The sequence below is a fragment of the Prevotella sp. E13-27 genome (genome assembly GCF_023217965.1).
In the GTDB taxonomy this organism is placed as follows: Bacteria; Bacteroidota; Bacteroidia; order Bacteroidales; family Bacteroidaceae; genus Prevotella.
The window spans coordinates 1,428,583-1,451,731 of sequence record NZ_JALPSC010000001.1 but is presented as its reverse complement, the minus strand read 5'-3'; the positions used below and the strand labels follow the sequence as shown (position 1 = coordinate 1,451,731).

The window sequence follows — 23,149 nt, the reverse complement described above, 5'->3', positions numbered from 1 at the left end:
TTTGCTTACAGCATTTCCAACCGATGAAGAGCTAATGTTCATCGCGGAAAGTAACCATAGTACATATGAAGCAACCAAGGAACTCATCACTAAAATCTTCAACGACCTCCAACAAACACAGGCAGGCATCCTAGACGATATTCACCGCAACGCTTTCCATCTATTTCCCGATAACCAAGTAAAACTCCGTGGATATGATGAGGAAGATAGTCTCTCGCAATATTTTCTCTGCCATTACAATGCCAATTGGCTGAAGGACTACAAGGAAGAGGAGATAGCTTTGGTAACCGGATTCGGTCCCTCCAATGCCCCGACGGCAGGCACCCTTTCGATGATTTTCAGGATGCTCGACATACAACGACGTACCAATATCACCGTCCATGCCGTCATTGCCGACTTGGGGTTCATAAATTTTAGGGAAGCTAAGGTACAAAACATTATCAATACAACCCAAAAATTCCTACGTTTCATAAAAGCACTTGGCTTCGATGAAACGAAAGGTTCTTTGCGCAGCCAAAATTCGCTCGACCTCTACCGTACTTTCGCCATGTCCTCTAGTGTATTGTCGCTCTCGGATTTTATTGACAACATGGAAGCCACTACGAAGCTATACAATAACCTTAACCTTCAAGGCAAGGACTTTTCCACATTGGTACATTATGTTATCTGCGTGGCCGATATATTAATGCCCATTCTAAGGGACAAGAAGAAAATGGTGCTGGTCATGTCTGGAATCGAGGAATTCTATTTCACAACCATAGCACGGCTCGTTATCGAAAGGATGAAAGAAAGCGATAAAGGGCTATCGGCTTTCGTGTCAGACAATCCTCAGATATGCTCGCTGTTTGGCAGATTGATTGAAGGTTTATTTCCCTATGTAAAGATGTCGAAGAGCATCCCCGAATCGTCCATCAACATTGGCGACAGCGAAGACACTATCCGAAACAAGATCATGAACTGCGGCAGCCGCAACGAGCATGTTATCCTCGACATGATGAACTTAGCTTCTGATTGGAATCCCCAGACCAAAATTGCTTGTAGAGCAGCATACGAAGAATATATTACCACAGGTCGCGACGAGTTTTGGCGGAAACAAAAAGCGGAATACACCGAGTTTTTCATCGGCATAAAGCAAATTTGGGATGCCTCAGCAGACCCTAATATTGACATACACGATAATATCTACAGTAAATGAAAAAATATGCAATTGTGACAGGTGCAGCATCGGGAATTGGTCTTGATGTAGCAACACGTTTAAGTGATATGGGAATTCGAGTCTTTGGCCTCGATCTAAAACCTTACCCAAGCGCCAACTTCCATCAATTCATTTGCGATGTGAGTTGCGAAAACGACATAATCCAGACTCTCAATGCCATCCGTGAAGAAACTGACCATATTGATTATCTCATAAATGTGGCGGGTGTACTCACCGTGAATGGAAAACGCTATATCAAAGACATGGAAACAATTGATTGGAACCAGATACTCAGTAACAACCTGACAAGCGTTTTCATGATGCTACGTCACACTTTCCCGTTGCTCAAAGCCTCTCACGGTGCAGCTGTGGTCAGTCTGTCATCAGACCAGTCACTGAAAGGCCAACAAGGATTTTGCGCCTATGGAGTAAGCAAAGTAGGCATCAATATGTTGACTCAAATAGCAGCCGACGAGTTTTATGGCGATGGCATCAGAGTGAATGCGATTGCTCCTGGAGCAGTAAAGACAAATTTCCTTACTTCGCTGTTTCCCGATAAGGTCATCAAAAAAATCTATGAAACAGAAGGCGACAACATATTGAAGCCATTCCAGGTGACCGACTTGATTTGCTTCCTAATCTCAGACCAATGCAAGACCACAGGTAAGGTGTTCAGCCTATAGCTTCAACACATCAAGCTATCGTATTTCTCGTGAATAATGGTCTGAACTTGTTCGCCACTAACGACGCCCCTCAGTTCAGTGGCAATGTCGTGCAGCAAGTGATTGACAAAGGCTTGCTTTGAGACACACAACTTGTCATCAGCTTGATAGAAGTTGGGGCTCTGCAAGGCATCCCAAAGACAACCTCCACCACACAACTGATAAGCGACACAATTCTTGCAACGGGCGTTGTAGACTGGGAAAATACTTTTGATTTGCTCCATATCAGTCTTGCCGATAAGGTCGAGTTTTGTGCAAATGGTTTCGGTGCCATCGGGATAGAAAGTACGTTGGCTACTACCAGCTTTGCACCCCACAAGACATTTTTGCTTCAATAAGAGTCCGCGCAGGATGCGACCAATCTGATCAATATAGAAGCCTCGTTGTTTTGAATAGTCAAAAAGCTTGCATATAGCGTCTACATAGTCCTGGAAAGAATAGTTACCTACATGGGATGTGTCCAGCAAATGGTGGGAATAGGCGAAACTATACGACCTGCAATGTAACTCATCTAGGAAGAAGTCTGCAATGCCGTTGAGATAGGCCACATTAAGGTCGGACACGAGGCAAGCTATACCTAGGTCGCAACCTTCATCTGCGGCTTCACGAATGTTATGGCATGTAATCTCAAATTCTCTCCTTTCAGGACGATGGAACCTATAGCGGTTATGTTGTTCATTATAACCGTCAAGTGAAGTAAGGATGCGGGTACCATGCTGCTTCAAGAAACGCTGTTTGTCGTTTGTCAGTTTCAAAGCGTTGGTGAAGAGAATCGTGCGTCCCTCACATTTCTTAATCACATGTTTCACCACCTCCCAGTTGAGCAGAGGCTCGCCACCAATGATAACGATGTCGCCCTGATTGCCAACGGTGCGGTTGAACTCGTTCACAATCCTGTCGGCGGTGTTCATGTCCATCAGCTTTACCTTTTTGTCAATGTTGTTCATGAACACAATACAATAGTCGCATTGTAAGTCGCACTGCAACGAAATCTCCAGCCGAAAACGGTTGACCTTGAAAATGGAACCGGGCGAAGATGTAATATCAACATGATTATTTACCCTAATAGGCTTACCTTCTTTTGACACCCAAACCAAATCGAGTGATGCGGGATCGAAATACAAGTTTTCTCTATACATTCAGCCATTCATTTAGAGGGTCTTCGCCCACAAAATCTCTTGTATGCTCAAATGCAACGGCTGGGCAACCGCTGAAGCCAAATTTTTCTATACGCTGGCTAACATATTCTTGGAATAAGGTCAATCTTTGCAAGCCTTCCTTCAGTTTACCAGGCTCCCATTTAAAGGAATAGTACTTGCCTAACTCCGTTTTAGCAATCCAAGAACAGGGGAAAACATAGCCTTTGCTATTGATATGGATAATTTTTTCGGCTCCATGACAGAAATCGCAGCCTACAGACAGAGGATGATTTCGTTTCATTGAGATGGAAAAACCCGTGGTGGAATACCTCTCGGAAAGCTCCTGAATCCTTCGACACGCCGAAGCATACTGTTTAGGCGAAATGGCGATGTCGTTGTTGGAAGCCCGACCAGTGTTGAAAAGCATAGAGAAATGCAACTTATAAACGCCTAGGCTTCCTACGAATTTCACTATGTCTTCCAATTGATTGACATTGCCTTTCCAAACCACACTGCTGACTCTAACAGGAATCTGCTCAGCAAGCAAGCGTCGGATGGAGGCAACCGTCTTGTCGAAAGCTCCTTCTACACCTCGCAAGCTGTCATGAATTGATCCTAGACCATCGAGACTGATAAAGACACCTTCCCGTGTGCTGCCGAAAGTCCGCAATGCAGGTATAACATGTTCAATCTCAGTGCCGTTAGTAGCCAAGGCAAGGTCAATACCCTTAATGTGTATGTAGTCGACAATCTCCATAAATCCTGAATAGCGTGTAGGCTCGCCCCCCGACATGTATATGCTATTGACGTTGATATCGCTCAAGTCATCAATGAGGAGCTTTACGAGCTCCAAAGGCATACCGACGAAGTCGTCAAGGGTCGACTTATTGCAACAATGCTTGCACTTAAGGTTGCAAACATTGGTAATTTCGTACGATACTTGATATGAAGCATCGTCGTAATGTACGCTAAAAAAACATGGGACGATTCTTTCTTTCATGGTGTATCAATAGTCCATATACATAGCTTTCTTAACTTCGGAGAGTGTGTTTGCTGCGATTTCCCTAGCCACTTGGCTTCCTTTGAGCAGGATGTTGAGTACCTCTCCCTTGTCTTTCTCGAACTCATTACGGCGTTCCCTAATAGGACGGATGAAGTCCTGCATGATGCCGTTGAGTCGTTTCTTAAGCACCATATCGCCCAATCCCCCCCTTCTATAATGGGCTTTCAGTTCTTCCAACTCTTCTTTGCTGGGGTCGAAGGCATCAAGGTAGGTGAACACCATATTCCCTTCAACTGTGCCAGGGTCACTAACATGCAGATGATTGGGATCGGTGTACATCCTATTGATTTTTTCAGTCAAAGAGCTTGATTCCTCACAGAGGTAGATAGCGTTATTCATCGACTTGCCCATCTTGGAGCTCCCATCTATGCCTGGTAAGCGTTGAGTGTGCGACAAAAGCGTGTGGCACTCAACGAGAACATCACAGTTGTAAATATTGTTGAATCGGCGGACAATCTCGTTGGTTTGCTCAATCATTGGGTTTTGGTCCTCACCAGTGGGCACAATATTGGCTTTGAAAGCAGTAATATCGGCAGCTTGGCTAATAGGGTAACAAAGGAAACCCATTGGAACGGGATTGCCATCTACGCCAAACCCTTTCTGTTTCATCTCTGTCTTGACTGTGGGATTGCGCTCAAGCCGTCCAAGAGAAACTAAATTCATATAGAGTACCGTAAATTCTGTAAGTTCTGGCACCAATGACTGTATGAAGAAAGTGTTGCGTTCAGGCTTTAAACCAACAGCTAACCAGTCAAGGCAAACCTCAAGAGTGTTCGTCCTAACTTTTAGAGGGTCATTAAAATTGTCTGTTAACGCTTGCATATCTGCAATGAAAACAAGGTTATTTCCATATTTTTCCTGCAAATCAAGTCTTGTTACCAATGAGCCAACATAATGTCCGATGTGAAGTTTTCCTGTTGGTCTATCGCCGGTTACTGTAATATCTTTACCCATTTTCTGTTATTCAAAATTATATAATGCGAAATTACTTTTTTTTTCAAAAAACAAAATTTCGATCAAATCCTCTATAATATTTTTATTAAGTTATAATAATTTTACACAATTCGCGCTTAAACACAAGATCACAACTCCCCAAGTTAACCAAATTCTAAGGGAACTCGAGAAAGTTTCCACCGTTTTTGAATGACCTTTTTGTGTAAATGGTCAATGCTACAGCGTCTCCATGGCAACTGCCAGCTATGATGGATGATGGAATCTTCAACACTTTCTAACAGATGCACATAATTTTGAAGACACTTTTCATCGATGGAACCAGATTCTTCTATGATAGATTGTTTCACTTTTGCCATTGTTCATATTGCCTTACGATGTAAAATGAACAGACAACGTATGAATACCGACTTGTATAATGGAAAAAGACCAAGTCCTTTTCCCATAAATAATAGTGTTTACGCAACTCTATTTCCCTGCTTTTTCTGCTTGTTCTGCCTCATATTGACATTTTGGGCTACAATAAGTTCGTCTACTTCCTAACCAAATTCTCCCTTGTCCTTTGCCAACCACGGGACCACCACACCAAGCACATTTTGCTATCATGCCTGCATCGTTTAATGGCTCTTCTACAAAAAAACTCATATTATTTTTGCCAGTTATATCCCATCGGCCCATCGGTTTTAGGTTAGAACTCTATATATAAATTACCGCAAATATACGATAAAATATTTATTTAGCCAAACTAATTAGTGTCAACAGGCTTAACTTTGATATATTTTAACATTACGTACTTATTTTATTACAGCCATGCACTTAACTTTAACGCTTTTCGTTAGCCAAACTCCATTGGGAACTCTATAAAAGCATCCTCCATCTTGAATGGCCACTTTTGTATCAATGGCCAAAACTACAGGCTCTCCATGACGCTTACCCACTTGGACGGCTTCTTCTATGGTTTCTGACAGATGTACATAATTTCTATCAATCTCTTTCAAGCCATCCTTTAAGATAAAATCCAAGAATCTTTTAGCTGTTCCGTGATAAAGGATTGCTGGTGGTTCTGCAGCTTCCCACTGAATACGGACTTGGTTAGAATGCCCGTAGAGCGCACGTACTCTCTTTAAGTCTTCCGAGAACTCATAGCGACGTTTTGCATCGTTGGCGACAATCTGCTTCAGCCCTTGTTCGGTATAACCAAATCTACTGACCAAGTCTTCAACAGAAATCCAACCCTGTTCGTCTGGCAAATCAGAATGCCTGAGCAGGTATGAAAGTTTTTTAGATGTTCCCATTATTGACATTTTCTTTATGGCAGTACTGCGATTATTCACAGGACTGCCAAGAACCTAGTTACGAACTATGATGGTTAAATTTCTTATCCTGCACCTGTTCGCTAATCCAACTACTTTTGATGTTCTCCACCTTTTGTTTTGCCTCTTCATATTCTTTCAAGAGTTCTTCTTTTGATTTTGTCCCCATAATATTCTGACCCTGATATACCGTCGGTCATCGGTTCAAAATTAATTCTGGTACAAAAGTATAGACTATTTACGAATTCTCCAAAGCTTGCAACCTTGAAGAATCAATTTTCTTTAGACTCATCTTTCTTGGATTGAGTATTCTGGACTATCGAATTGAACTCAATGATGATGGTTGTTATATTATCTTTACCTCCATTCTCATTAGCTTTGGTAATCAGCATTTTTACTTTTTGCTCAGTGGAAATTGCCTGCTGCATAATCTGACATATTTCAGCAGAAGTGACCATGTCGTATAATCCATCCGAGCAAAGTAGCAATTGGGAGCCAGAATACAAAGGGAAGATTGCCGTATCCAAAAATTTTTGATCGTCAAATGTATGGATAGTATCTCCTAAAAAGCGGAAGATGTAATTTCTATAAGGATGATGCATTGCCTCTTCCTCTGTCAATTCTCCCTTTTCCTCTAAAGAACCAACATAGGAATGGTCTTGAGTTAGTTTCTGTATTTGTCCATTATGGTATTGATAAAGTCGCGTATCTCCTACGTGAACAACATTGATTATACTATTGTCAAGTTCTATCAAGACTGCAGTCAATACACATCCCATATGATTGTACTTAGGTACAACTTCCTTGTAACGCATTATTTCATTATTGGCATTGATAATTGGAACTAGAATATCACGAGCAGTTAGTAAAAAGTCCTTGCAGTTAAGCAAAGGCTTTATACTTGTTTTTTTCCAAGAACCATATTATATCTTTTTGACTTTTAAAAAATAAAATGATCAGAAAAGAAAGTTTCTGCAAAGATACAAATTATTGATCATTTTATTTTCATTTTAAGGCTAAAAATGCCTTTTTTGATCGGTTTATTTGGACTTAAAAGACCGAAAAAAGCAACATGGAAAATCTTGGTGATTTATCCATGCTGCTTATTTTCAATTGGTTACGCTTTTCTAAGCCGAATTAAATGATCAATACTCATCCTCGTTGAAAAGGAAATCTTCTTTGGTAGGATAGTCGGGCCAAATGTCCTCAATGCTTTCATAAACATCGCCTTCATCTTCTATCTCCTGCAAGTTCTCTAACACCTCGAGAGGTGCACCAGAACGAATCGCATAATCTATGAGTTCATCCTTGGTAGCAGGCCAAGGAGCATCTTCCAATTTTGAAGCTAATTCAAGTGTCCAATACATAGTTTAATAGTGTTATTATGGTTTGAGTTATTTTGGAGCGCAAAAGTAATAATTAATTTTTTATTTACAAGTATTTTGCCACATTATTTCACTTATGCCGCTGTTAAAGTTTATTTTTTTTGCCAAAACGAACAGATAATCACTCAAACGATTTATATACTGCTGAATCTCGGCACCCACAACGGCAGTTTCCGTCAAGGCAATGATGCAACGCTCAGCACGACGACAGACTGTGCGACAGACGTGTGCCTGAGCAGCTGCCACAGAGCCGCCAGGCAATATAAAGCCCTGCGGTTCAGGGAGAATGGCGTTGATGGCGTCAATGGCTTGCTCTATACGCTCCACTTCGCCCGCTGGCAGCTGAGCTGAAGCAGGGAGAGCCGTCTCGCTCTGGTCGGTAGCAAGATGAGTACCCACTACAAAAAGGTTGTTCTGTATGCGCTGTATCATCTCATGGTCGTCACCTTCACCAATCATGGCGGCCAGCAGACCGAGGTGCGAACTAAGCTCATCGACGGTGCCATAGGCTTCGAGCCTCAAAGACGATTTCAGCACGCGCTTACCACCGACAAGGCTTGTCATTCCCTTGTCACCAGTACGGGTATATACTTTAGATATCTTCATAAATGTTATAGATTTTAGGTTTTCGAAATAATTACTATTATCAACAGGTTAAAAGTTTATCTTATAATGTTGTTTCACTCGGTTGTGGTCAAACATCAATATGCCGCAATAGTAGAGGTCGAAAGATATCGTGACACGATTGTCTGCCACAAGTTCTTTCCATAACGGTTTGTTAAGCCATATATCTTGCACAGCTATGACAGACTGGTCATCACAACGGCTGAAAAGCTCCTTCACGCCATCGTTGATACCCAAGACGGCAAGTTCCACCTTTTCCGCATCATCGGCCATCAGCGAGTGGCGGCATCCCTGAGACAGATATTCCGATGCTCCTACCCTGTCAATGACGGTCTTTGCCTGACGCGAGTTTGCCATGCGGAAATAGAGTCGCCCCAGCTTACGCTTCAGCCAGCTGTCGCCGCGTCCCATGGTCTCGTAGGCATAGTAAGGCCAATGCTCGTTAATGACATAACGAACGAAGGCATAGTCCGTAGGCGACTGTATGCCGAAGCCCCTGCAGCAGTTTATGCGGCTGAGCCATACGAAGACATGGCGCAATCTGTTCATCATAGCAAGCGCAAAGATAAACAAAAAACGACAAACGAAAAAATAATAGCAAATAAAAAGTCTCCGAAAACATTATTCTGCTCTCGACAAAACACGGCAGCCAGACAGAGTATAGGCATATTTCGGATTGCCAATAGGATAGTTAGGAATATAAGACTTAAGACCTGCTGGCACAGGACCACCTTCGCCGCCCACAACTTTAACAAGATAGTACTCGGCATTTGCCCACTGTGTAGGCTGAACAAAATCAGGGAAATAGGTAGGACGATCATAATAATCGTCAAATTTGCCGGATTCATCGGCTTCTGAATCCCAAGCTTTCGTCTGCATGCATACACATAGCAGTAGCATGCAGACTGAAAGCAGTCGAAAATTAAGGTTTGAATGGTTGATTAATTTACTCATATATAATGGTTGATATTATGGTTGCTCTCTATTTTTCTGTTGCAAAGGTAAAAGAAGTTACAATTTCTTAGTGTATAAACGACACAAAACGAGTGTAAAACATACAACTGGGTGTGTAAAAATATAAAAAACAGATTGTAAAATTTGCAATAATGAATAGTTTTCGTAATTTTGCATCACATAATTATGATACAAACAGAAAACTTCTATTGGTACGGACTGGCAGCAACCGTCTATATGGTAACATGCCTGTGTTTCTCTGCGATACGATGGTTTCATACCTGTCGCACGCCGAGGGAGAGACAGGCATATATATGGCCAGACCGCAAGCTACAGTGCGTTATTTATACACATGCCACCCTCCTGCTGCCATACATTCTTAATCCTAACAGCGAAGCAGCATGGATTCTCGAGAAAACATATTTCCCTGCCACATACTACACTTATTGCGGCATATTGTTGCTATGTTTCTTCGGAACGGTGAAACAATATGAAAAACGTGTCATAGTAAGTCGCACCGCTGCAGCCATAACTGCAATAATAATGTCACCACTTGTTATTAACGCGTGGATACCTGGCGGAATACTCACCACAGAACAGACAGACATTCTCACAAAAGCGGCAGCAGCAACTGGAATAGTCATGATGTTCTATTCAGCTTATGCCATGTGGCAGGTTCACCGCTGGATGAACGAGGCTCGCGATGACAACTACTCAAACCCCGATGATTTTCCTATCGCCTACGCACGGCGAGTGTGGCTGGCACCCATCATCTTTACACCTATACTATGGCCTGCCCTCATTTTCGACAGCCCCGACATCATGGCATGGATGAACATCATACAGGCCATACTTAATATTGTGCTGCTCATCAACGTACTGCCGGCATGGCGACGCGCTGCCATACTTGCCGACGCAGAGGAAGAGGAAAAAGAATGTCTGAGCAATGAAGACCAAAACGAAGAACCAAGCGTGAAGGAGGAACGTTTGAGGCAGATAGCTGAACGTATAGAGATCTTCATCGAAAAGGAAAAAGGCTATCTAAACCCACACCTCAGAATAGAGCAGGTGGTCAACGAATGTGGCTATAACCGCACATACGTCTCAGCAGTATTCAAAGAGCGCTTCGGTGGATTCTTCAATTATGTAAACTGCCAGCGCTTGAACCACTATAATGAATATGTAAAGCTCCATCCTAACATCACTAAGGAGGCAGCAGCTCAAGAATCAGGCTTCACCAGCTACCAATCTTATTATAAGGTACGCGAGCGCATGAAAGATAAAAGCTAAAGAGCAAATCAAAAAACTTAAACACAACGACTCAACTAACGACAACGACTAAAGACATGAAACAGATTAACATAGCAATCTTTGCTTCTGGCAGTGGCAGCAACTGCGAGAACATCATACGTTACTTCAGTGGATCATCGCTTGTCAACGTAAGCCTTGTGGTGAGTAACAAGCCTGATGCCTACGTTCTCGAACGCGCCAAGCGCTTAAACGTGCCTTCAGCAGTCATAACAAAGGCAGAACTTAACGATGCCTCTGTGATGCTAGAATTGCTAAAAAATATCGATTTCATCGTTCTTGCCGGTTTCCTGCCACTCATTCCAGAATTCCTCATAAACGCCTTTCCGCGCCGCATAGTGAACCTCCATCCCGCCCTGTTACCAAAGTATGGCGGCAAGGGCATGTGGGGCCATCATGTCCACGAGGCAGTAAAAGCCGCAGGAGAGACAGAAACAGGCATGACAGTCCATTGGGTCACGCCAGTATGCGACTCTGGCGAGATCATTGCCCAGTTCAGCGTAGCGCTATCTCCCAACGACACCGTTGACGACATCGCCTCCAAGGAGCATCAACTCGAGATGCAACACTTCCCACAAGTTATAGAGACCATCATCAAGAGTCTTTAAAGACAACCTCTTGATGTTTTAAAAGACAACTTTAACAACAAAGACAACACTTTATATAAGTTGTTATAGTTGTCTCAGTTGTCTTTAAATACTATAGTCTATAGTCTTTAGTCCAAATTCTGAAGTCTAAAGTCTATAGTCTTACACCCTCTACAGTCGGAAACAAAAAAGAGAGACTACAGTCGCTGTGACTATAGTCTCTCTGGAAAAAGATGGCGGCTTCCTACTCTCCCGCATTGCATTGCAGTACCATCGGCGCAAGCGGGCTTAACTTCTCTGTTCGGAATGGGAAGAGGTGGGACCCCGCCGCAATAACCACCTGAAAATAGGGGTTGACATATCAACACAAGAACAATAAGCAGCGCTAAAGCGCGACTGACTTACAGCAGAAAATATGCGCCAGAGGCGAAAGATCTCGGGCAATTAGTAGTGCTCGGCTTTGACATCACTGTCTTTACACCTGCACCCTATCAACGTCGTAGTCTACGACGACCCTCAATGGAGCCCTAATCTTGTGGCCGGCTTCGCACTTAGATGCTTTCAGCGCTTATCCGAACCCGACGCGGATACCCAGCGGTGCACCTGGCGGTACAACTGGCAGACCGGAGGTCGGTCAATCACGGTCCTCTCGTACTAGTGACCGATCCACTCAAGACTCCTGCGCCCACGATAGATAGAGACCGAACTGTCTCACGACGTTCTGAACCCAGCTCGCGTGCCACTTTAATGGGCGAACAGCCCAACCCTTGGGACCTTCTCCAGCCCCAGGATGTGACGAGCCGACATCGAGGTGCCAAACCACCCCGTCGATATGAGCTCTTGGGGGGGATCAGCCTGTTATCCCCGGAGTACCTTTTATCCTTTGAGCGACGGACCTTCCACACGGCTCCGCCGGATCACTATGCCCCAGTTTCCTGCCTGCTCGGCATGTCTGCCTCCCAGTCAAGCGCCCTTATGCCATTGCACTCTGTAAGGCCGGTTACCAATCGGCCCGAGGGCACCTTTGGAAGCCTCCGTTACGCTTTTGGAGGCGACCACCCCAGTCAAACTACCCACCAAGCAGTGTCCGGATATCAACCCGTTAGACCTCAGGCAGCAGAAGGGCCGTATTTCAAGGATGGCTCCACGAATGCTGGCGCACCCGATTCAAAGCCTCCGGCCTATCCTACACATCCGATGACCAAGGTCAGTGCTAAGCTGTAGTAAAGGTTCACGGGGTCTTTTCGTCCCATCGCGGGTAATCGGCATCTTCACCGATACTACAATTTCACTGAGATCGTGGCCGAGACAGCGTCCGGATCATTACACCATTCGTGCAGGTCGGAACTTACCCGACAAGGAATTTCGCTACCTTAGGACCGTTATAGTTACGGCCGCCGTTTACTGGGGCTTCAATTCAAAGCTTCGCCAAAAAGGTTGACTTCTCCTCTTAACCTTCCAGCACCGGGCAGGTGTCAGGCTGTATACCTCATCTTGCGAGTTTGCACAGCCCTGTGTTTTTGTTAAACAGTTGCCTGGACCTATTCTCTGCGCCTCACCAAAGTGAGGACCCTTTATCCCGAAGTTACAGGGTCAGTTTGCCTAGTTCCTTAGCCACGACTCTCTCAACGCCTTAGTATGTTCTACCCGACTACGTGTGTCCGTTTGCGGTACGGGTTCCCAGTGGATAAGCTTAGCGGATTTTCTAGGGAGTAGGGTTACCTGCACTCGGCTGCCCCCGAAAGGGCCGCCGTACTCTAGGCACTCAGCTCAACTGGTGGATTTGCCTGCCAGTCTCATTGCCTAATGCCGTCAACGCACACATCCGTCGGTGCGCGGCAGTGTCACTCCTCCGTCTCCACAATCGCTCCAAAGGGAAGTCACGGAATATTAACCGTGTCGGCCATCGCCATCGCCGTTCGGCTGAGACTTAGGACCCGACTAACCCCGGGCTGAATGACATAGCCCGGGAAACCTTAGTCTTACGGCGGAGGGGAATCTCACCCCTCTTATCGTTACTTATACCTACATTTGCTTTTCCAGACGCTCCAGCGTGCATCGTCAACACACCTTCAAGGCAACTGGAATGCTCCCCTACCGATACTTTTATTATTGCTATCCCGCGCCTTCGGTACCTGTCTTATACCCGATTATTATCCACGCCCGGCCTCTCGACTAGTGAGCTGTTACGCACTCTTTGAATGAATGGCTGCTTCCAAGCCAACATCCTAGCTGTCATCGAGGCCAGACTTCGTTAGACTAACTCAGACAGGATTCCGGGACCTTAGACGGCGGTCTGGATTCTTCTCCTCTCGGGGACGGACCTTAGCACCCGCCCCCTTACTGCATGGCTGCGGAGCATGAGCATTCGGAGTTCGTCAGGTCTCGATAGGCGGTGAAGCCCTCTTGACCTATCGGTCGCTCTACCTCTCATGCTGATAACCACACGCGGCACCTAAATGCCTTTCGGGGAGTACGAGCTATCTCCGAGTTTGATTGGCCTTTCACTCCTACACACACCTCATCCGGAAGCTTTTCAACGCTTATCAGTGCGGACCTCCATCCCGTGTTACCGGGACTTCATCCTGGACATGTGTAGATCACTCGGTTTCGCGTCTACCCCCACCGACTAAACGGCCTATTCAGCCTCGCTTTCACTGCGGTTGCGTCACAGAGTGACTTAACCTCGCCGGTGATGGTAACTCGTAGGTTCATTATGCAAAAGGCACGCCGTCACTGCAAAAGCAGCTCCGACCGCTTGTAGGCGACTGGTTTCAGGTACTATTTCACTCCCCTGCTAGGGGTGCTTTTCACCTTTCCCTCACGGTACTGGTACACTATCGGTCTCTCGGGAGTATTTAGCCTTGCCGGATGGGCCCGGCGGATTCGCGCAGAATTACTCGTGCTCCGCGTTACTCAGGATACCACTAGGACTAAGGTCGCTTCGGATACAGGATTGTCACCTTCTACGATCGTTCTTTCCAGAACGTTCTCCTCACAACAAGTAATCCACGGCGTGGTCCTACAACCCCGGCTGTGCATTGCTACACAGACGGTTTAGGCTCTTCCCCGGTCGCTCGCCACTACTGGGGGAATCATTGTTATTTTCTCTTCCTGCGGGTACTAAGATGTTTCAGTTCCCCGCGTTCGCCTCACCATATCAGAGATGGTGATAACTGTCCTTCAGACAGCTGGGTTGTCCCATTCGGAAATCCGCGCATCAAAGGTCATTTGCACCTACACACGGCTTATCGCAGCTTATCACGTCCTTCATCGCCTCCGAGAGCCAAGGCATCCACCAGACGCCCTAACTTTCTTTCGCCATAACTTCTCTTTTAATCTATAGTAACTATATAAACCATAGCTACCACAGAGAGAATGCTCATACTTTCAGCTGTAAATTGTTGAGATTTATTATCTAATCTTCAGTCTGACTTAATAAAAAGTCTTTACTTACAGTCTTGTGTCTCAATATGTCAAAGATCTCTTGCCCCAAGGGGCTTAGTGGAGAATATCGGGGTCGAACCGATGACCTCTTGCATGCCATGCAAGCGCTCTAGCCAACTGAGCTAATCCCCCTTTCAAAGATATACCTATGCTCAGATCATTTATTCTCTAAATAAACAGAAGAAGTATACAAGAAAGCTGAAGGGTTGACAATCAACCTTGCTTACCTAACTATTCAGCGTCCTCTTTATTAGCGTGTTGACTTGACTTGCGTCTCGTCCACACACTCCAGAAAGGAGGTGTTCCAGCCGCACCTTCCGGTACGGCTACCTTGTTACGACTTAGCCCCAATTACCAGTTTCACCCTAGGCCGACCCTTGCGGTCACGGACTTCAGGTGCCCCCGGCTTTCATGGCTTGACGGGCGGTGTGTACAAGGCCCGGGAACGTATTCACCGCGCCATGGCTGATGCGCGATTACTAGCGAATCCAGCTTCATGGGGTCGGGTTGCAGACCCCAATCCGAACTGAGGATGGCTTTAAGGATTAGATCGCAATTGCCTGCAACCAACTCTCTGTACCACCCATTGTAACACGTGTGTAGCCCCGGACGTAAGGGCCGTGCTGATTTGACGTCATCCCCACCTTCCTCACACCTTACGGTGGCAGTACTGGCAGAGTGCCCAGCATTACCTGATGGCAACTACCAGAAAGGGTTGCGCTCGTTATGGCACTTAAGCCGACACCTCACGGCACGAGCTGACGACAACCATGCAGCACCTCCACAGGAGTCCCGAAGGACCTCATCATCTCTGAATCGTTCTCCTGCAGTTCAAGCCCGGGTAAGGTTCCTCGCGTATCATCGAATTAAACCACATGTTCCTCCGCTTGTGCGGGCCCCCGTCAATTCCTTTGAGTTTCACCGTTGCCGGCGTACTCCCCAGGTGGGATGCTTAACGCTTTCGCTTGGCCGCTGACATTGTATCGCCAACAGCGGGCATCCATCGTTTACCGTGCGGACTACCAGGGTATCTAATCCTGTTCGATACCCGCACTTTCGAGCTTTAGCGTCAGTTACACGCTGGAAGGCTGCCTTCGCAATCGGAGTTCTTCGTGATATCTAAGCATTTCACCGCTACACCACAAATTCCGCCTTCCTCGAGTGCACTCAAGTTCTCCAGTTCGCGACGCACTGCACAGGTTGAGCCCCTACATTTCACGTCACGCTTAAAAAACAGCCTGCGCTCCCTTTAAACCCAATAAATCCGGATAACGCCCGGACCTTCCGTATTACCGCGGCTGCTGGCACGGAATTAGCCGGTCCTTATTCTTCGGGTACATACAAAACACTACACGTAGTGAACTTTATTCCCCGACAAAAGCAGTTTACAACCCATAGGGCCGTCATCCTGCACGCTACTTGGCTGGTTCAGACTCTCGTCCATTGACCAATATTCCTCACTGCTGCCTCCCGTAGGAGTTTGGACCGTGTCTCAGTTCCAATGTGGGGGACCTTCCTCTCAGAACCCCTACTGATCGTTGGCTCGGTGGGCCGTTACCCCGCCGACTGCCTAATCAGACGCATCCCCATCCCTTAGCGATAAATCTTTGTTCCTCATCAGATGCCATCCAAGGAAAACATAGGGTATTAATTCGACTTTCGCCGGGCTATGCCCTACTAAGGGGAAGGTTGGATACGCGTTACTCACCCGTGCGCCGGTCGCCATCAATCTTAGCAAGCTAAGATCATGCTGCCCCTCGACTTGCATGTGTTAAGCCTGTAGCTAGCGTTCATCCTGAGCCAGGATCAAACTCTTCACTGTAAAAGTTATTTCTTTAATAGCAAGGACACTGCAAAAACGCAGCGAACCATGCTGATTGTTCTGTACTCAAGGACGCCATATCCGAATAGTATCTCTGGTAAAGCTTCTCATTCTCAAAAACCGTCCCGAAGGACAGCATTGACGGCTGACTTCATATTACCCACGGCGCTAATACTATAAAATAATAAAAGCACCGCGCTTCTTGTACTACTTCACTGTCTATGTAAATCTTTCAAAGAACTCTTTCTTCAGCGCTTCAGAGGTTGTTTCCTCGTTAGCGGATGCAAAGGTACTACTTTTTCCCAAACCGCCAAAACTTTTCAAGAAAAAATTAAAGAAAAAGTGCAATTTTTACCCCACTCTTGATGTTTGTCAAGCATGTGGGATTTTTACACATTATATTATATACACGCGAGCGAGAAGTTTAACTTTGCAGGGAGAGATGTTTAACTTTACTCGGAGAGAAGTTTAACTTTACTCAGAGAGATGTTTAACTTCTTTGTGAGCAAAGTTAAACCTCATCCAGTAAGATTCGCAATAGTGTTTAGGCAGAACGGCAGCAGCGTTTAGTAAGAACTCTGATGGTGTTCTTAATAAACATTTTTACAAACTCGACGAGTTTGGTGACCAAAGTCGACGAGTTTGGTGACCAAAGTCGACGAGTTTGGTCATCAAGACTGTAAGAACAGGAACACAAGATATTCTAAGCCACAATGCAAAACAGACAGAACAAGAGCACAGCATAAATGCAAAAAAATGATAAATAGGCGCTAATATTCATTGTCGTTCGAATTTTTTTATTATTTTTGCAGTTGCTATATACACCTAATTATAAAATAGCAAAACTTAAAACAATAATAACTTATTTACAAACTCTTTAAAACAAGTAATCTAAAAAAACTAAGCACTAAACAGTACAAAGAAGTGTCACGTCTGACTTCACCACTAAGACTGGGAAGCTGAAGAGGTCCGCAGACAGGCACAACCACCAAAACCCTAAAATCAAAACAACATGCGCTAACGGACCAGAAGGCGCAATAATCAACTACTAATAAAGTAATCAAATGAAAAAGAACTTACTAAAGTCTATGCTCGTGGCCCTTATGGTCATGGTGAGCGGAAGTGCTTGGGCAGGTGACAAAACTGTAGTGAAATACAGCTTTGACGACGCCTCATCACCTGAAGTGACCGCTGGTAACCGAGTCTCTCTCGACTACACGAGGACATCGGTCATTACAAGCACTAAGTTCCTCAATGCCTGGAATAATACCAACGGCGACCCAGCATCTTCAACGATCTCATTGGGAAGCACCGACTTGTCGGCAGAGACATGGACGCTATCTTTTGAATGGGCTGCCGTTGGCGGCTGTAACAGTAAGGCTGACCATACCACGCTGAAGGCAGGCGACACGAACCTCTTTGACCTTAGCGGTAATTCCAACTGGAACACAACTGTTACGCTGAGCGTCGCAGGTGCTGCCACGGGAACAACACTCCCCGTGCCAGGCTGCGACAAGAACAAACGTTTCACAGCCAATACCGGTGACCAAATGAATACAACCGCCTACTGGCATCACATCGTTGTCACTGGTAGCAGTGATGGTGTAAAGCTGACCATCACCAACTCCAGCACTGGCACTGCCATCGTGACCGATATGGTTCTGTCGGAAACGAATGTCAACCCCACTGGTTTGGTTATCGAGCCTTGCTGCGGAGGTGCCATCGGCATTGACGAGCTGTCGCTGACCTACTATGTGGCAGGTGAGGTCATCCAGACCCCAATGGCAGCCTACACAAAGGTGGATGGCATCAATCGCACTATCACCGCTACTTGTGACACCGAGGGTGCTACACTCTACTATTCTCTCGACAACGAGAACTGGACTGAAGGTGCCAGCGTGACCGTCAGCACAAGCGGCAATGTCTATTTCAAAGCTGTTAAGGGCTCGTCTGAGTCTGACGTTTTGACTTTTGCAGCTGAGGCTGGCGTAGAGATTGTACTCAATGCTCCTGTAATCGTACGCAATGCCAACGGCACCGTTACCATCTCTGCCGACCAAAGCAAGCTGCTACTCTCTCCTACTGCTACAATTTATTACACATACGGTGAGGAGAATGGTTCATTCACAGGCTCTAAGGAACTGACTGTGGCTGCCGATGCCACTATCACTGCCTATGCTGAGGCTGATGGCTACGCAAAATCTGCAGATGCTACTCGCGCCGTAGCTCTGTTCCCAGAGAACGCGAGCTCACTCTTCAGCGCTGCTGCCGCAACCAATGGATGGTCGGCAAACGCTTTCAGCGATACCATCACCGCCTCGGAACGCACATACGCCACCCTGCTGCTCGACGGGGCTGCATGGAGCGAGAGTATTCTCTTCCAAACTAACGGCGCATGGGGTCTTCGTGCCAGTGGAAACTGGTACATCAATAGCAACACGGCTAACTCATGGATCCTTGTCAAGGATACCAAGGCTGGTAACATTGTAGTTGTCGATGCAACATTTGCCCCCGCCGAAGCCGTGAACGCCACCTATGCTGAAAAGTATAGTTTCGGCACTAAACACGCCTACACTATTGATGCCGACGGCAATGCTGAGTTTGCTCTTATCAAGCCTTCCGCTAATGAGATGGACTATCTCTATGGTTTTGATGGCTATAGTCTTATAAAAAAGGAAGAAATTATCACTCCTGCTTACGGCACAATCTGGGAGAATGGTGAGACCACTACCGATGAGAACGAGAACACTAACGCTGAGATAGCTGCTGCTTACTTCAACAATTTTGCAAAGGCCAATGATACCATCCGCGCTACAGTGGTGGTTGCAGCTCCTGCTCGCGCAGCCGGTCCTGCTCGCATCATTGCTACAGGCAATCTGTCTGTATTTGCTGGTATGAACCCAATCTACGAAGCAGCAAACATTCCTGTTGGCGAATCAAAGCTGGACATCGCTCTTGACAATGAAGACCTCGCAGCTATCGCAGAGGCTGGTTCATTGAAGTTCGTTTATAATAACCTCACACTGAAGAAGGTTGAACTCGTTGAGGGTGCTGTTGACCCAGCAGCAATTGCTGCAGCTAAGGAAGCCCTGCAAACAGCAATTGCTATTGCAAGCAACATTAATCCAGAGGGACTTGCTGAAGCTATTGCAGCAGCCCAGGCTGTTCTGACAAATGAGGATGCCACTCTCCAGCAAATAATCCAGGCTACTCAAGCATTGGAAACAGCAATAAAGTCTTACTTTGAAGCTGTATTGCCAAGACTTGGCGCTATCGTTGGAGGCCTCAATGACAGTACTTTGAATGCTGCATACGCAGATGCTCAGGCTGCACTTGCCAAAGAGGATGTAACCCCACAGGAGCTTGCCGCTGCCATGCAGAAGATCATTGTTGTTGCACAGGCCGTGGCTCCTGAGCACTTGAATAACCTTAAAGGATATGCTGTAAAATACGGTGCTGAACAAGCTGTTGCACTCGTGGATAGCGCTCTGGTAGCTATCAATGAAGGCAATGTTGCTAAGATTATTGCTACTATGGCAGCTGTAAAAGAAGCAGCTACACCGCTTGCCAAGCAGGTATTAGGCGGAATCATTGAATATGTTAAGGCATTTGGCTTAACAGAGCAGGCCGCTCAGGCACAAGCAGCTCTGGAAAGTGACAACTATGTCACCATGATTACTGTTGCCAAGGCACTCTTCAATCACCTGATTGCTGCTGCTAAGGACTATCTACCAAAACTTGCCATCATCGCTGAGGGACTCAATGACAGCACACTGAATGTAGCATATGCAGAAGCCGATACATTACTTGCTAAGGAAAGCATTACTCCAGAGGAGCTGGGTGCTGCCATGCAGAAGATTATCGTAGCTGCAAAGGCTGTGGCTCCTGCTCACTTACAGAACCTTCGCGCATATGCTCTGAAATATGGTCAGGAAGGAACTGCTGCACTCGTTGACAGCGCTCTGGTAGCTATCAATGAAGGCAATGTATCGAAGATCATCGCTACAATGACAGCTGTAAGAGAAGCTGCTACACCGCTTGCTACTAACATCTTGACACAATTAGTCGGATATGCCCAGAACTACGATGGATTCGAGGAAGATGTGACTGAAGCACAGGCAGTCCTGAGAGGTGGCAACTATATCACTATGATTACCACTGCCAAGGCTCTGTATGCTAAGCTGATTGCTGCTGCAAAAGCTTATGTTACAAAAGTCAAGGCAATTCCTACTGAAGGCAAAGAAGGTGTTGAAGACCTGAACACAGCTATTAATGCTGCTGAGCTGGCACTGGCTGCCGAGGATTCTGATTTCAGCGCTATCAATACTGCTATCACCAACCTGATTGCAGCAGTGAAAGCATTCACCAAGGTCAATGAGATTGCTGCCAACGAAGCTCTTGTTGCTGGTGCAAGCCTTGAGAATCCCGTTGCTGCTCCATTCGTAGTAAACGGTACATTCGATGAGGACACCAATGGTTGGACTTCTACAGGTGAATTCCAGAACAGGGGTACTGCAACCAACCAGGCAGGTGCCTTCACAGGCAAATTCTGGGAGAACTGGAATCCCGACCCCAAGGCCAACAAGATGTATCAGATTGCTGAGTGCATCCCCAACGGTATCTACAAACTGAACATCGCTGCCTTTGTGAACACTCTGGCTACCCCCAACGAGAGTCAGTATGTATATGCTAACAACGACAAGGAGTTCCTCACCACAGGTGAACCCACTATGTATGAGGTTTACACTAAGGTTGAGAACAACACCATGGAGTTCGGTCTGGAGCAGACCACTGCTACTGCCAACTGGATGGGTATCGACAACATCTCTCTGACCTACTATGGTACAGAGTGTACTATTGAGCAGGTTAAGGCAGCTGCTTTCTATGCAGAAATAGACGCAGCTCTGGCTGCTAAACAGTCGGTGAAGACCAAGAATGCACTCGAAACTGCATACGAAGCTTATAAGGCTGAGGCTAACGATGAAAAGCTGAATACGCTCAAAGAAGCCCTCGCTAACGCTAAAGCAAGTATCAATAGCTACAAGATTCTGGAGACAGGCATCATTCCTGACAATAGCCTTGAAGGCTGGACTTGCACGAACACGAACACATTCCATATCAACACATGGTCTGGCGAAGGCAACAGCGATGGTTCAAACATGACCACTCCGTTCATCGAGAACTGGGTATATCGTGACAACGTACTTGGTACAGGTGAGATCTACTACACATTACCTGGCCTTGATCCTGGTATTTATTCATTCACAGCTCTTATCCGCGCTTATAGTGAATCAGGTAATGCTCCTACCGGTGCATCACTCTTCGCACAGGATCGCGAGAAGGAGTTTGCTACAGGCAAGAGCTTTGAGTATAACAATATGAAGGGTATCTACGACAACTACGCAATGTCTGCTGAGGTTGGCGAAGACGGCGTGTTCCGTTTCGGCATCAAGATATCGGCTGAAGCAAACTTCAACTGGATGGCCTTCAAGAATTGCCGTGTGGCTTACGTAGGTGCTGCCATCGACGAAGCTGCTGTTAACGGACTCGCTGCTACTATGCCTGAGGGCAAGATGAATGCAGAAATCAAGACTGCTGCTGATAATGCTATCGCTACTCTGCGTCAGGAAATCAATCTCGACAATTACGAGGCTGCTCAGAAGGCTATCGCAGCTGCTAAGGCCAGCATAGAGGCTTACGCCAAGATGAAGAGCGTACTTGACTTCATTGCTGAGGAAGTAGCAAAGACTAACATGTACACTGCTGCTGCAAAGGCTACATTCGACGAGAGCATAGCAACTGCACAGAAGGGATATGACGAAGGCACAATGGGCGATGCTGATGCTGCTGCATTCAACTATGGCTCACGTCTGGAAGGTTTGCTGCCAACTCTGCTGCTCTCTGCTTACACTTCAGATGTTGAAGGAACTCCTTACATCAACACCTGGTCTGTTGAAGGTGACAACGATGGTTCAGAGTTCAAGGTTCCATTCTACGAGTATTGGACTGGCGATGGCAACAGCCTTGCTGCTAACACCATTACCGCTACATTGACTGGTCTTGAGGCAGGTAACTACGAGGTTAAGGCTTGGGTACGCGTTCGCATGAAGAACGGTGCTGAGGCTCCTGCAGGCATCACAATGAGCGTTAACGATGAAACTGCTGTTGACGTTTGCGCTGGTGACCAGATTGGTACTTCTCCATTATACGCCAAGGAGTTCACCGCAGTTGGTGATGTATTCGCAGGTGACGACTTGAAGTTCAAGTTCAACATAGCTGCTGACAACACTATCAGCTGGCTGTCGTTCAAGAACGTTAAGTACACACGTCTCAGTGAGACCGTTGGTATCACTAACGTGAAGAGCGAGAACAAGCTCGACGGCACTGTTTACAACCTGAATGGTCAGAAGGTGGAGAAGGCACAGCGTGGCCTCTACATCGTAAATGGCAAGAAGGTGGTAGTTAAGTAAGACCCACCCCCTACCCTAAGACCCACCCCCTACCCCTCCCGAGGGGAGGGGAGATGGATTAGAAAAAAACAAGGAGTCCTGCTGCAACAATGCGGCGGGACTCTTTTTAGTCTTTAACATTTGTGTTTTATGGGATTTTATTTCGCTAATTTGAAGATAGTAGTTACCT

Annotated in this window: 16 protein-coding genes, 1 tRNA gene and 3 rRNA genes; 5 read left to right on the top strand and 15 right to left on the bottom strand. The window is 46.1% G+C overall.

The window, feature by feature from the left end:
* Position 1: 1 nt before the first annotated feature.
* Positions 2 to 1,195, top strand: coding sequence for a hypothetical protein (locus tag M1L52_RS05915; RefSeq protein WP_248614013.1), 1,194 nt, complete (start codon positions 2 to 4; stop codon positions 1,193 to 1,195).
* Positions 1,192 to 1,878: an SDR family oxidoreductase gene (locus tag M1L52_RS05910; protein WP_248614012.1), complete on the top strand. Its 687-nt coding sequence runs from the start codon at positions 1,192 to 1,194 to the stop codon at positions 1,876 to 1,878. Before M1L52_RS05915 ends, M1L52_RS05910 begins: the two co-directional genes overlap by 4 nt.
* A gap of 2 nt (positions 1,879 to 1,880) precedes the next feature.
* Here M1L52_RS05910 and M1L52_RS05905 read toward each other — a convergent pair whose 3' ends face one another.
* The 11 genes from M1L52_RS05905 to M1L52_RS05860 form a co-directional block, all read right to left on the bottom strand.
* Positions 1,881 to 3,056, bottom strand: coding sequence for a radical SAM protein (locus M1L52_RS05905; protein ID WP_248614011.1), 1,176 nt, complete (start codon positions 3,054 to 3,056; stop codon positions 1,881 to 1,883).
* Complete coding sequence (locus tag M1L52_RS05900; RefSeq protein ID WP_248614010.1) at positions 3,049 to 4,056, bottom strand: radical SAM protein; 1,008 nt, start codon at positions 4,054 to 4,056, stop codon at positions 3,049 to 3,051. Before M1L52_RS05900 ends, M1L52_RS05905 begins: the two co-directional genes overlap by 8 nt.
* Positions 4,057 to 4,062: 6 nt before the next feature.
* Entirely contained in the window at positions 4,063 to 5,073 is a 1,011-nt protein-coding gene (trpS, locus tag M1L52_RS05895; RefSeq protein WP_248614009.1) for a tryptophan--tRNA ligase, read from the bottom strand.
* Between the two features lie 465 nt (positions 5,074 to 5,538).
* Entirely contained in the window at positions 5,539 to 5,748 is a 210-nt protein-coding gene (locus tag M1L52_RS05890; RefSeq protein ID WP_248614008.1) for a hypothetical protein, read from the bottom strand.
* Between the two features lie 116 nt (positions 5,749 to 5,864).
* Entirely contained in the window at positions 5,865 to 6,365 is a 501-nt protein-coding gene (locus M1L52_RS05885; protein WP_248614007.1) for an RNA 2'-phosphotransferase, read from the bottom strand.
* Between the two features lie 58 nt (positions 6,366 to 6,423).
* A complete protein-coding gene (locus tag M1L52_RS16365; protein WP_262917943.1) occupies positions 6,424 to 6,552 on the bottom strand; it encodes a hypothetical protein in 129 nt (42 codons plus the stop codon).
* Between the two features lie 103 nt (positions 6,553 to 6,655).
* Positions 6,656 to 7,198 (bottom strand): PP2C family protein-serine/threonine phosphatase, encoded by a 543-nt coding sequence (locus M1L52_RS05880; RefSeq protein ID WP_248614006.1) that lies wholly within the window; start codon positions 7,196 to 7,198, stop codon positions 6,656 to 6,658.
* Between the two features lie 330 nt (positions 7,199 to 7,528).
* A complete protein-coding gene (locus M1L52_RS05875; RefSeq protein WP_021852076.1) occupies positions 7,529 to 7,750 on the bottom strand; it encodes a DUF2795 domain-containing protein in 222 nt (73 codons plus the stop codon).
* A 60-nt stretch (positions 7,751 to 7,810) separates the two neighbouring features.
* Positions 7,811 to 8,374 carry a cob(I)yrinic acid a,c-diamide adenosyltransferase gene (locus M1L52_RS05870; RefSeq protein WP_248614005.1) on the bottom strand — a complete coding sequence of 188 codons (564 nt, stop codon included), beginning with the start codon at positions 8,372 to 8,374 and terminating at the stop codon, positions 7,811 to 7,813.
* 48 nt (positions 8,375 to 8,422) lie between these two features.
* Positions 8,423 to 8,944 carry a hypothetical protein gene (locus M1L52_RS05865; RefSeq protein ID WP_248614004.1) on the bottom strand — a complete coding sequence of 174 codons (522 nt, stop codon included), beginning with the start codon at positions 8,942 to 8,944 and terminating at the stop codon, positions 8,423 to 8,425.
* 69 nt (positions 8,945 to 9,013) lie between these two features.
* Complete coding sequence (locus M1L52_RS05860) at positions 9,014 to 9,346, bottom strand: hypothetical protein (RefSeq protein WP_248614003.1); 333 nt, start codon at positions 9,344 to 9,346, stop codon at positions 9,014 to 9,016.
* 186 nt (positions 9,347 to 9,532) lie between these two features.
* Between M1L52_RS05860 and M1L52_RS05855 the strand changes: the two genes are divergently transcribed.
* Both M1L52_RS05855 and M1L52_RS05850 read left to right on the top strand, forming a co-directional pair.
* Complete coding sequence (locus M1L52_RS05855; RefSeq protein WP_248614002.1) at positions 9,533 to 10,636, top strand: AraC family transcriptional regulator; 1,104 nt, start codon at positions 9,533 to 9,535, stop codon at positions 10,634 to 10,636.
* A 56-nt stretch (positions 10,637 to 10,692) separates the two neighbouring features.
* Complete coding sequence (locus M1L52_RS05850) at positions 10,693 to 11,262, top strand: phosphoribosylglycinamide formyltransferase (protein WP_248614001.1); 570 nt, start codon at positions 10,693 to 10,695, stop codon at positions 11,260 to 11,262.
* 210 nt (positions 11,263 to 11,472) lie between these two features.
* Here M1L52_RS05850 and rrf read toward each other — a convergent pair.
* The 4 genes from rrf to M1L52_RS05830 form a co-directional block, all read right to left on the bottom strand.
* Positions 11,473 to 11,585, bottom strand: a 5S ribosomal RNA gene (gene rrf, locus M1L52_RS05845).
* Positions 11,586 to 11,665: 80 nt separating this feature from the next.
* Positions 11,666 to 14,563: ribosomal RNA gene (locus M1L52_RS05840) — 23S ribosomal RNA — on the bottom strand.
* 183 nt (positions 14,564 to 14,746) lie between these two features.
* Positions 14,747 to 14,820, bottom strand: a tRNA-Ala gene (locus M1L52_RS05835).
* 160 nt (positions 14,821 to 14,980) lie between these two features.
* Positions 14,981 to 16,510, bottom strand: a 16S ribosomal RNA gene (locus M1L52_RS05830).
* Together the 16S, 23S and 5S rRNA genes with 1 tRNA gene alongside form the textbook arrangement of a ribosomal RNA operon.
* Positions 16,511 to 17,574: 1,064 nt before the next feature.
* Between M1L52_RS05830 and M1L52_RS05825 the strand changes: the two genes are divergently transcribed.
* Positions 17,575 to 22,980, top strand: a complete 5,406-nt coding sequence (locus tag M1L52_RS05825; protein ID WP_248614000.1) for a hypothetical protein — start codon at positions 17,575 to 17,577, stop codon at positions 22,978 to 22,980.
* Positions 22,981 to 23,149: the final 169 nt, after the last annotated feature.

Bases quoted from the DNA above. Each gene is read 5' to 3' on its own strand.
- M1L52_RS05865 (WP_248614004.1), bottom strand. From the start codon at position 8,944: ATGATGAACAGATTGCGCCATGTCTTCGTATGGCTCAGCCGCATAAAC.
- M1L52_RS05825 (WP_248614000.1), top strand. From the start codon at position 17,575: ATGAAAAAGAACTTACTAAAGTCTATGCTCGTGGCCCTTATGGTCATG.
- M1L52_RS05855 (WP_248614002.1), top strand. From the start codon at position 9,533: ATGATACAAACAGAAAACTTCTATTGGTACGGACTGGCAGCAACCGTC.
- M1L52_RS05905 (WP_248614011.1), bottom strand. From the start codon at position 3,056: ATGTATAGAGAAAACTTGTATTTCGATCCCGCATCACTCGATTTGGTT.
- M1L52_RS05880 (WP_248614006.1), bottom strand. From the start codon at position 7,198: ATGCGTTACAAGGAAGTTGTACCTAAGTACAATCATATGGGATGTGTA.
- M1L52_RS05885 (WP_248614007.1), bottom strand. From the start codon at position 6,365: ATGGGAACATCTAAAAAACTTTCATACCTGCTCAGGCATTCTGATTTG.
- M1L52_RS05900 (WP_248614010.1), bottom strand. From the start codon at position 4,056: ATGAAAGAAAGAATCGTCCCATGTTTTTTTAGCGTACATTACGACGAT.
- M1L52_RS05850 (WP_248614001.1), top strand. From the start codon at position 10,693: ATGAAACAGATTAACATAGCAATCTTTGCTTCTGGCAGTGGCAGCAAC.
- M1L52_RS05870 (WP_248614005.1), bottom strand. From the start codon at position 8,374: ATGAAGATATCTAAAGTATATACCCGTACTGGTGACAAGGGAATGACA.
- M1L52_RS05860 (WP_248614003.1), bottom strand. From the start codon at position 9,346: ATGAGTAAATTAATCAACCATTCAAACCTTAATTTTCGACTGCTTTCA.
- M1L52_RS05890 (WP_248614008.1), bottom strand. From the start codon at position 5,748: ATGGGCCGATGGGATATAACTGGCAAAAATAATATGAGTTTTTTTGTA.
- trpS (WP_248614009.1), bottom strand. From the start codon at position 5,073: ATGGGTAAAGATATTACAGTAACCGGCGATAGACCAACAGGAAAACTT.
- M1L52_RS05910 (WP_248614012.1), top strand. From the start codon at position 1,192: ATGAAAAAATATGCAATTGTGACAGGTGCAGCATCGGGAATTGGTCTT.
- M1L52_RS16365 (WP_262917943.1), bottom strand. From the start codon at position 6,552: ATGGGGACAAAATCAAAAGAAGAACTCTTGAAAGAATATGAAGAGGCA.
- M1L52_RS05875 (WP_021852076.1), bottom strand. From the start codon at position 7,750: ATGTATTGGACACTTGAATTAGCTTCAAAATTGGAAGATGCTCCTTGG.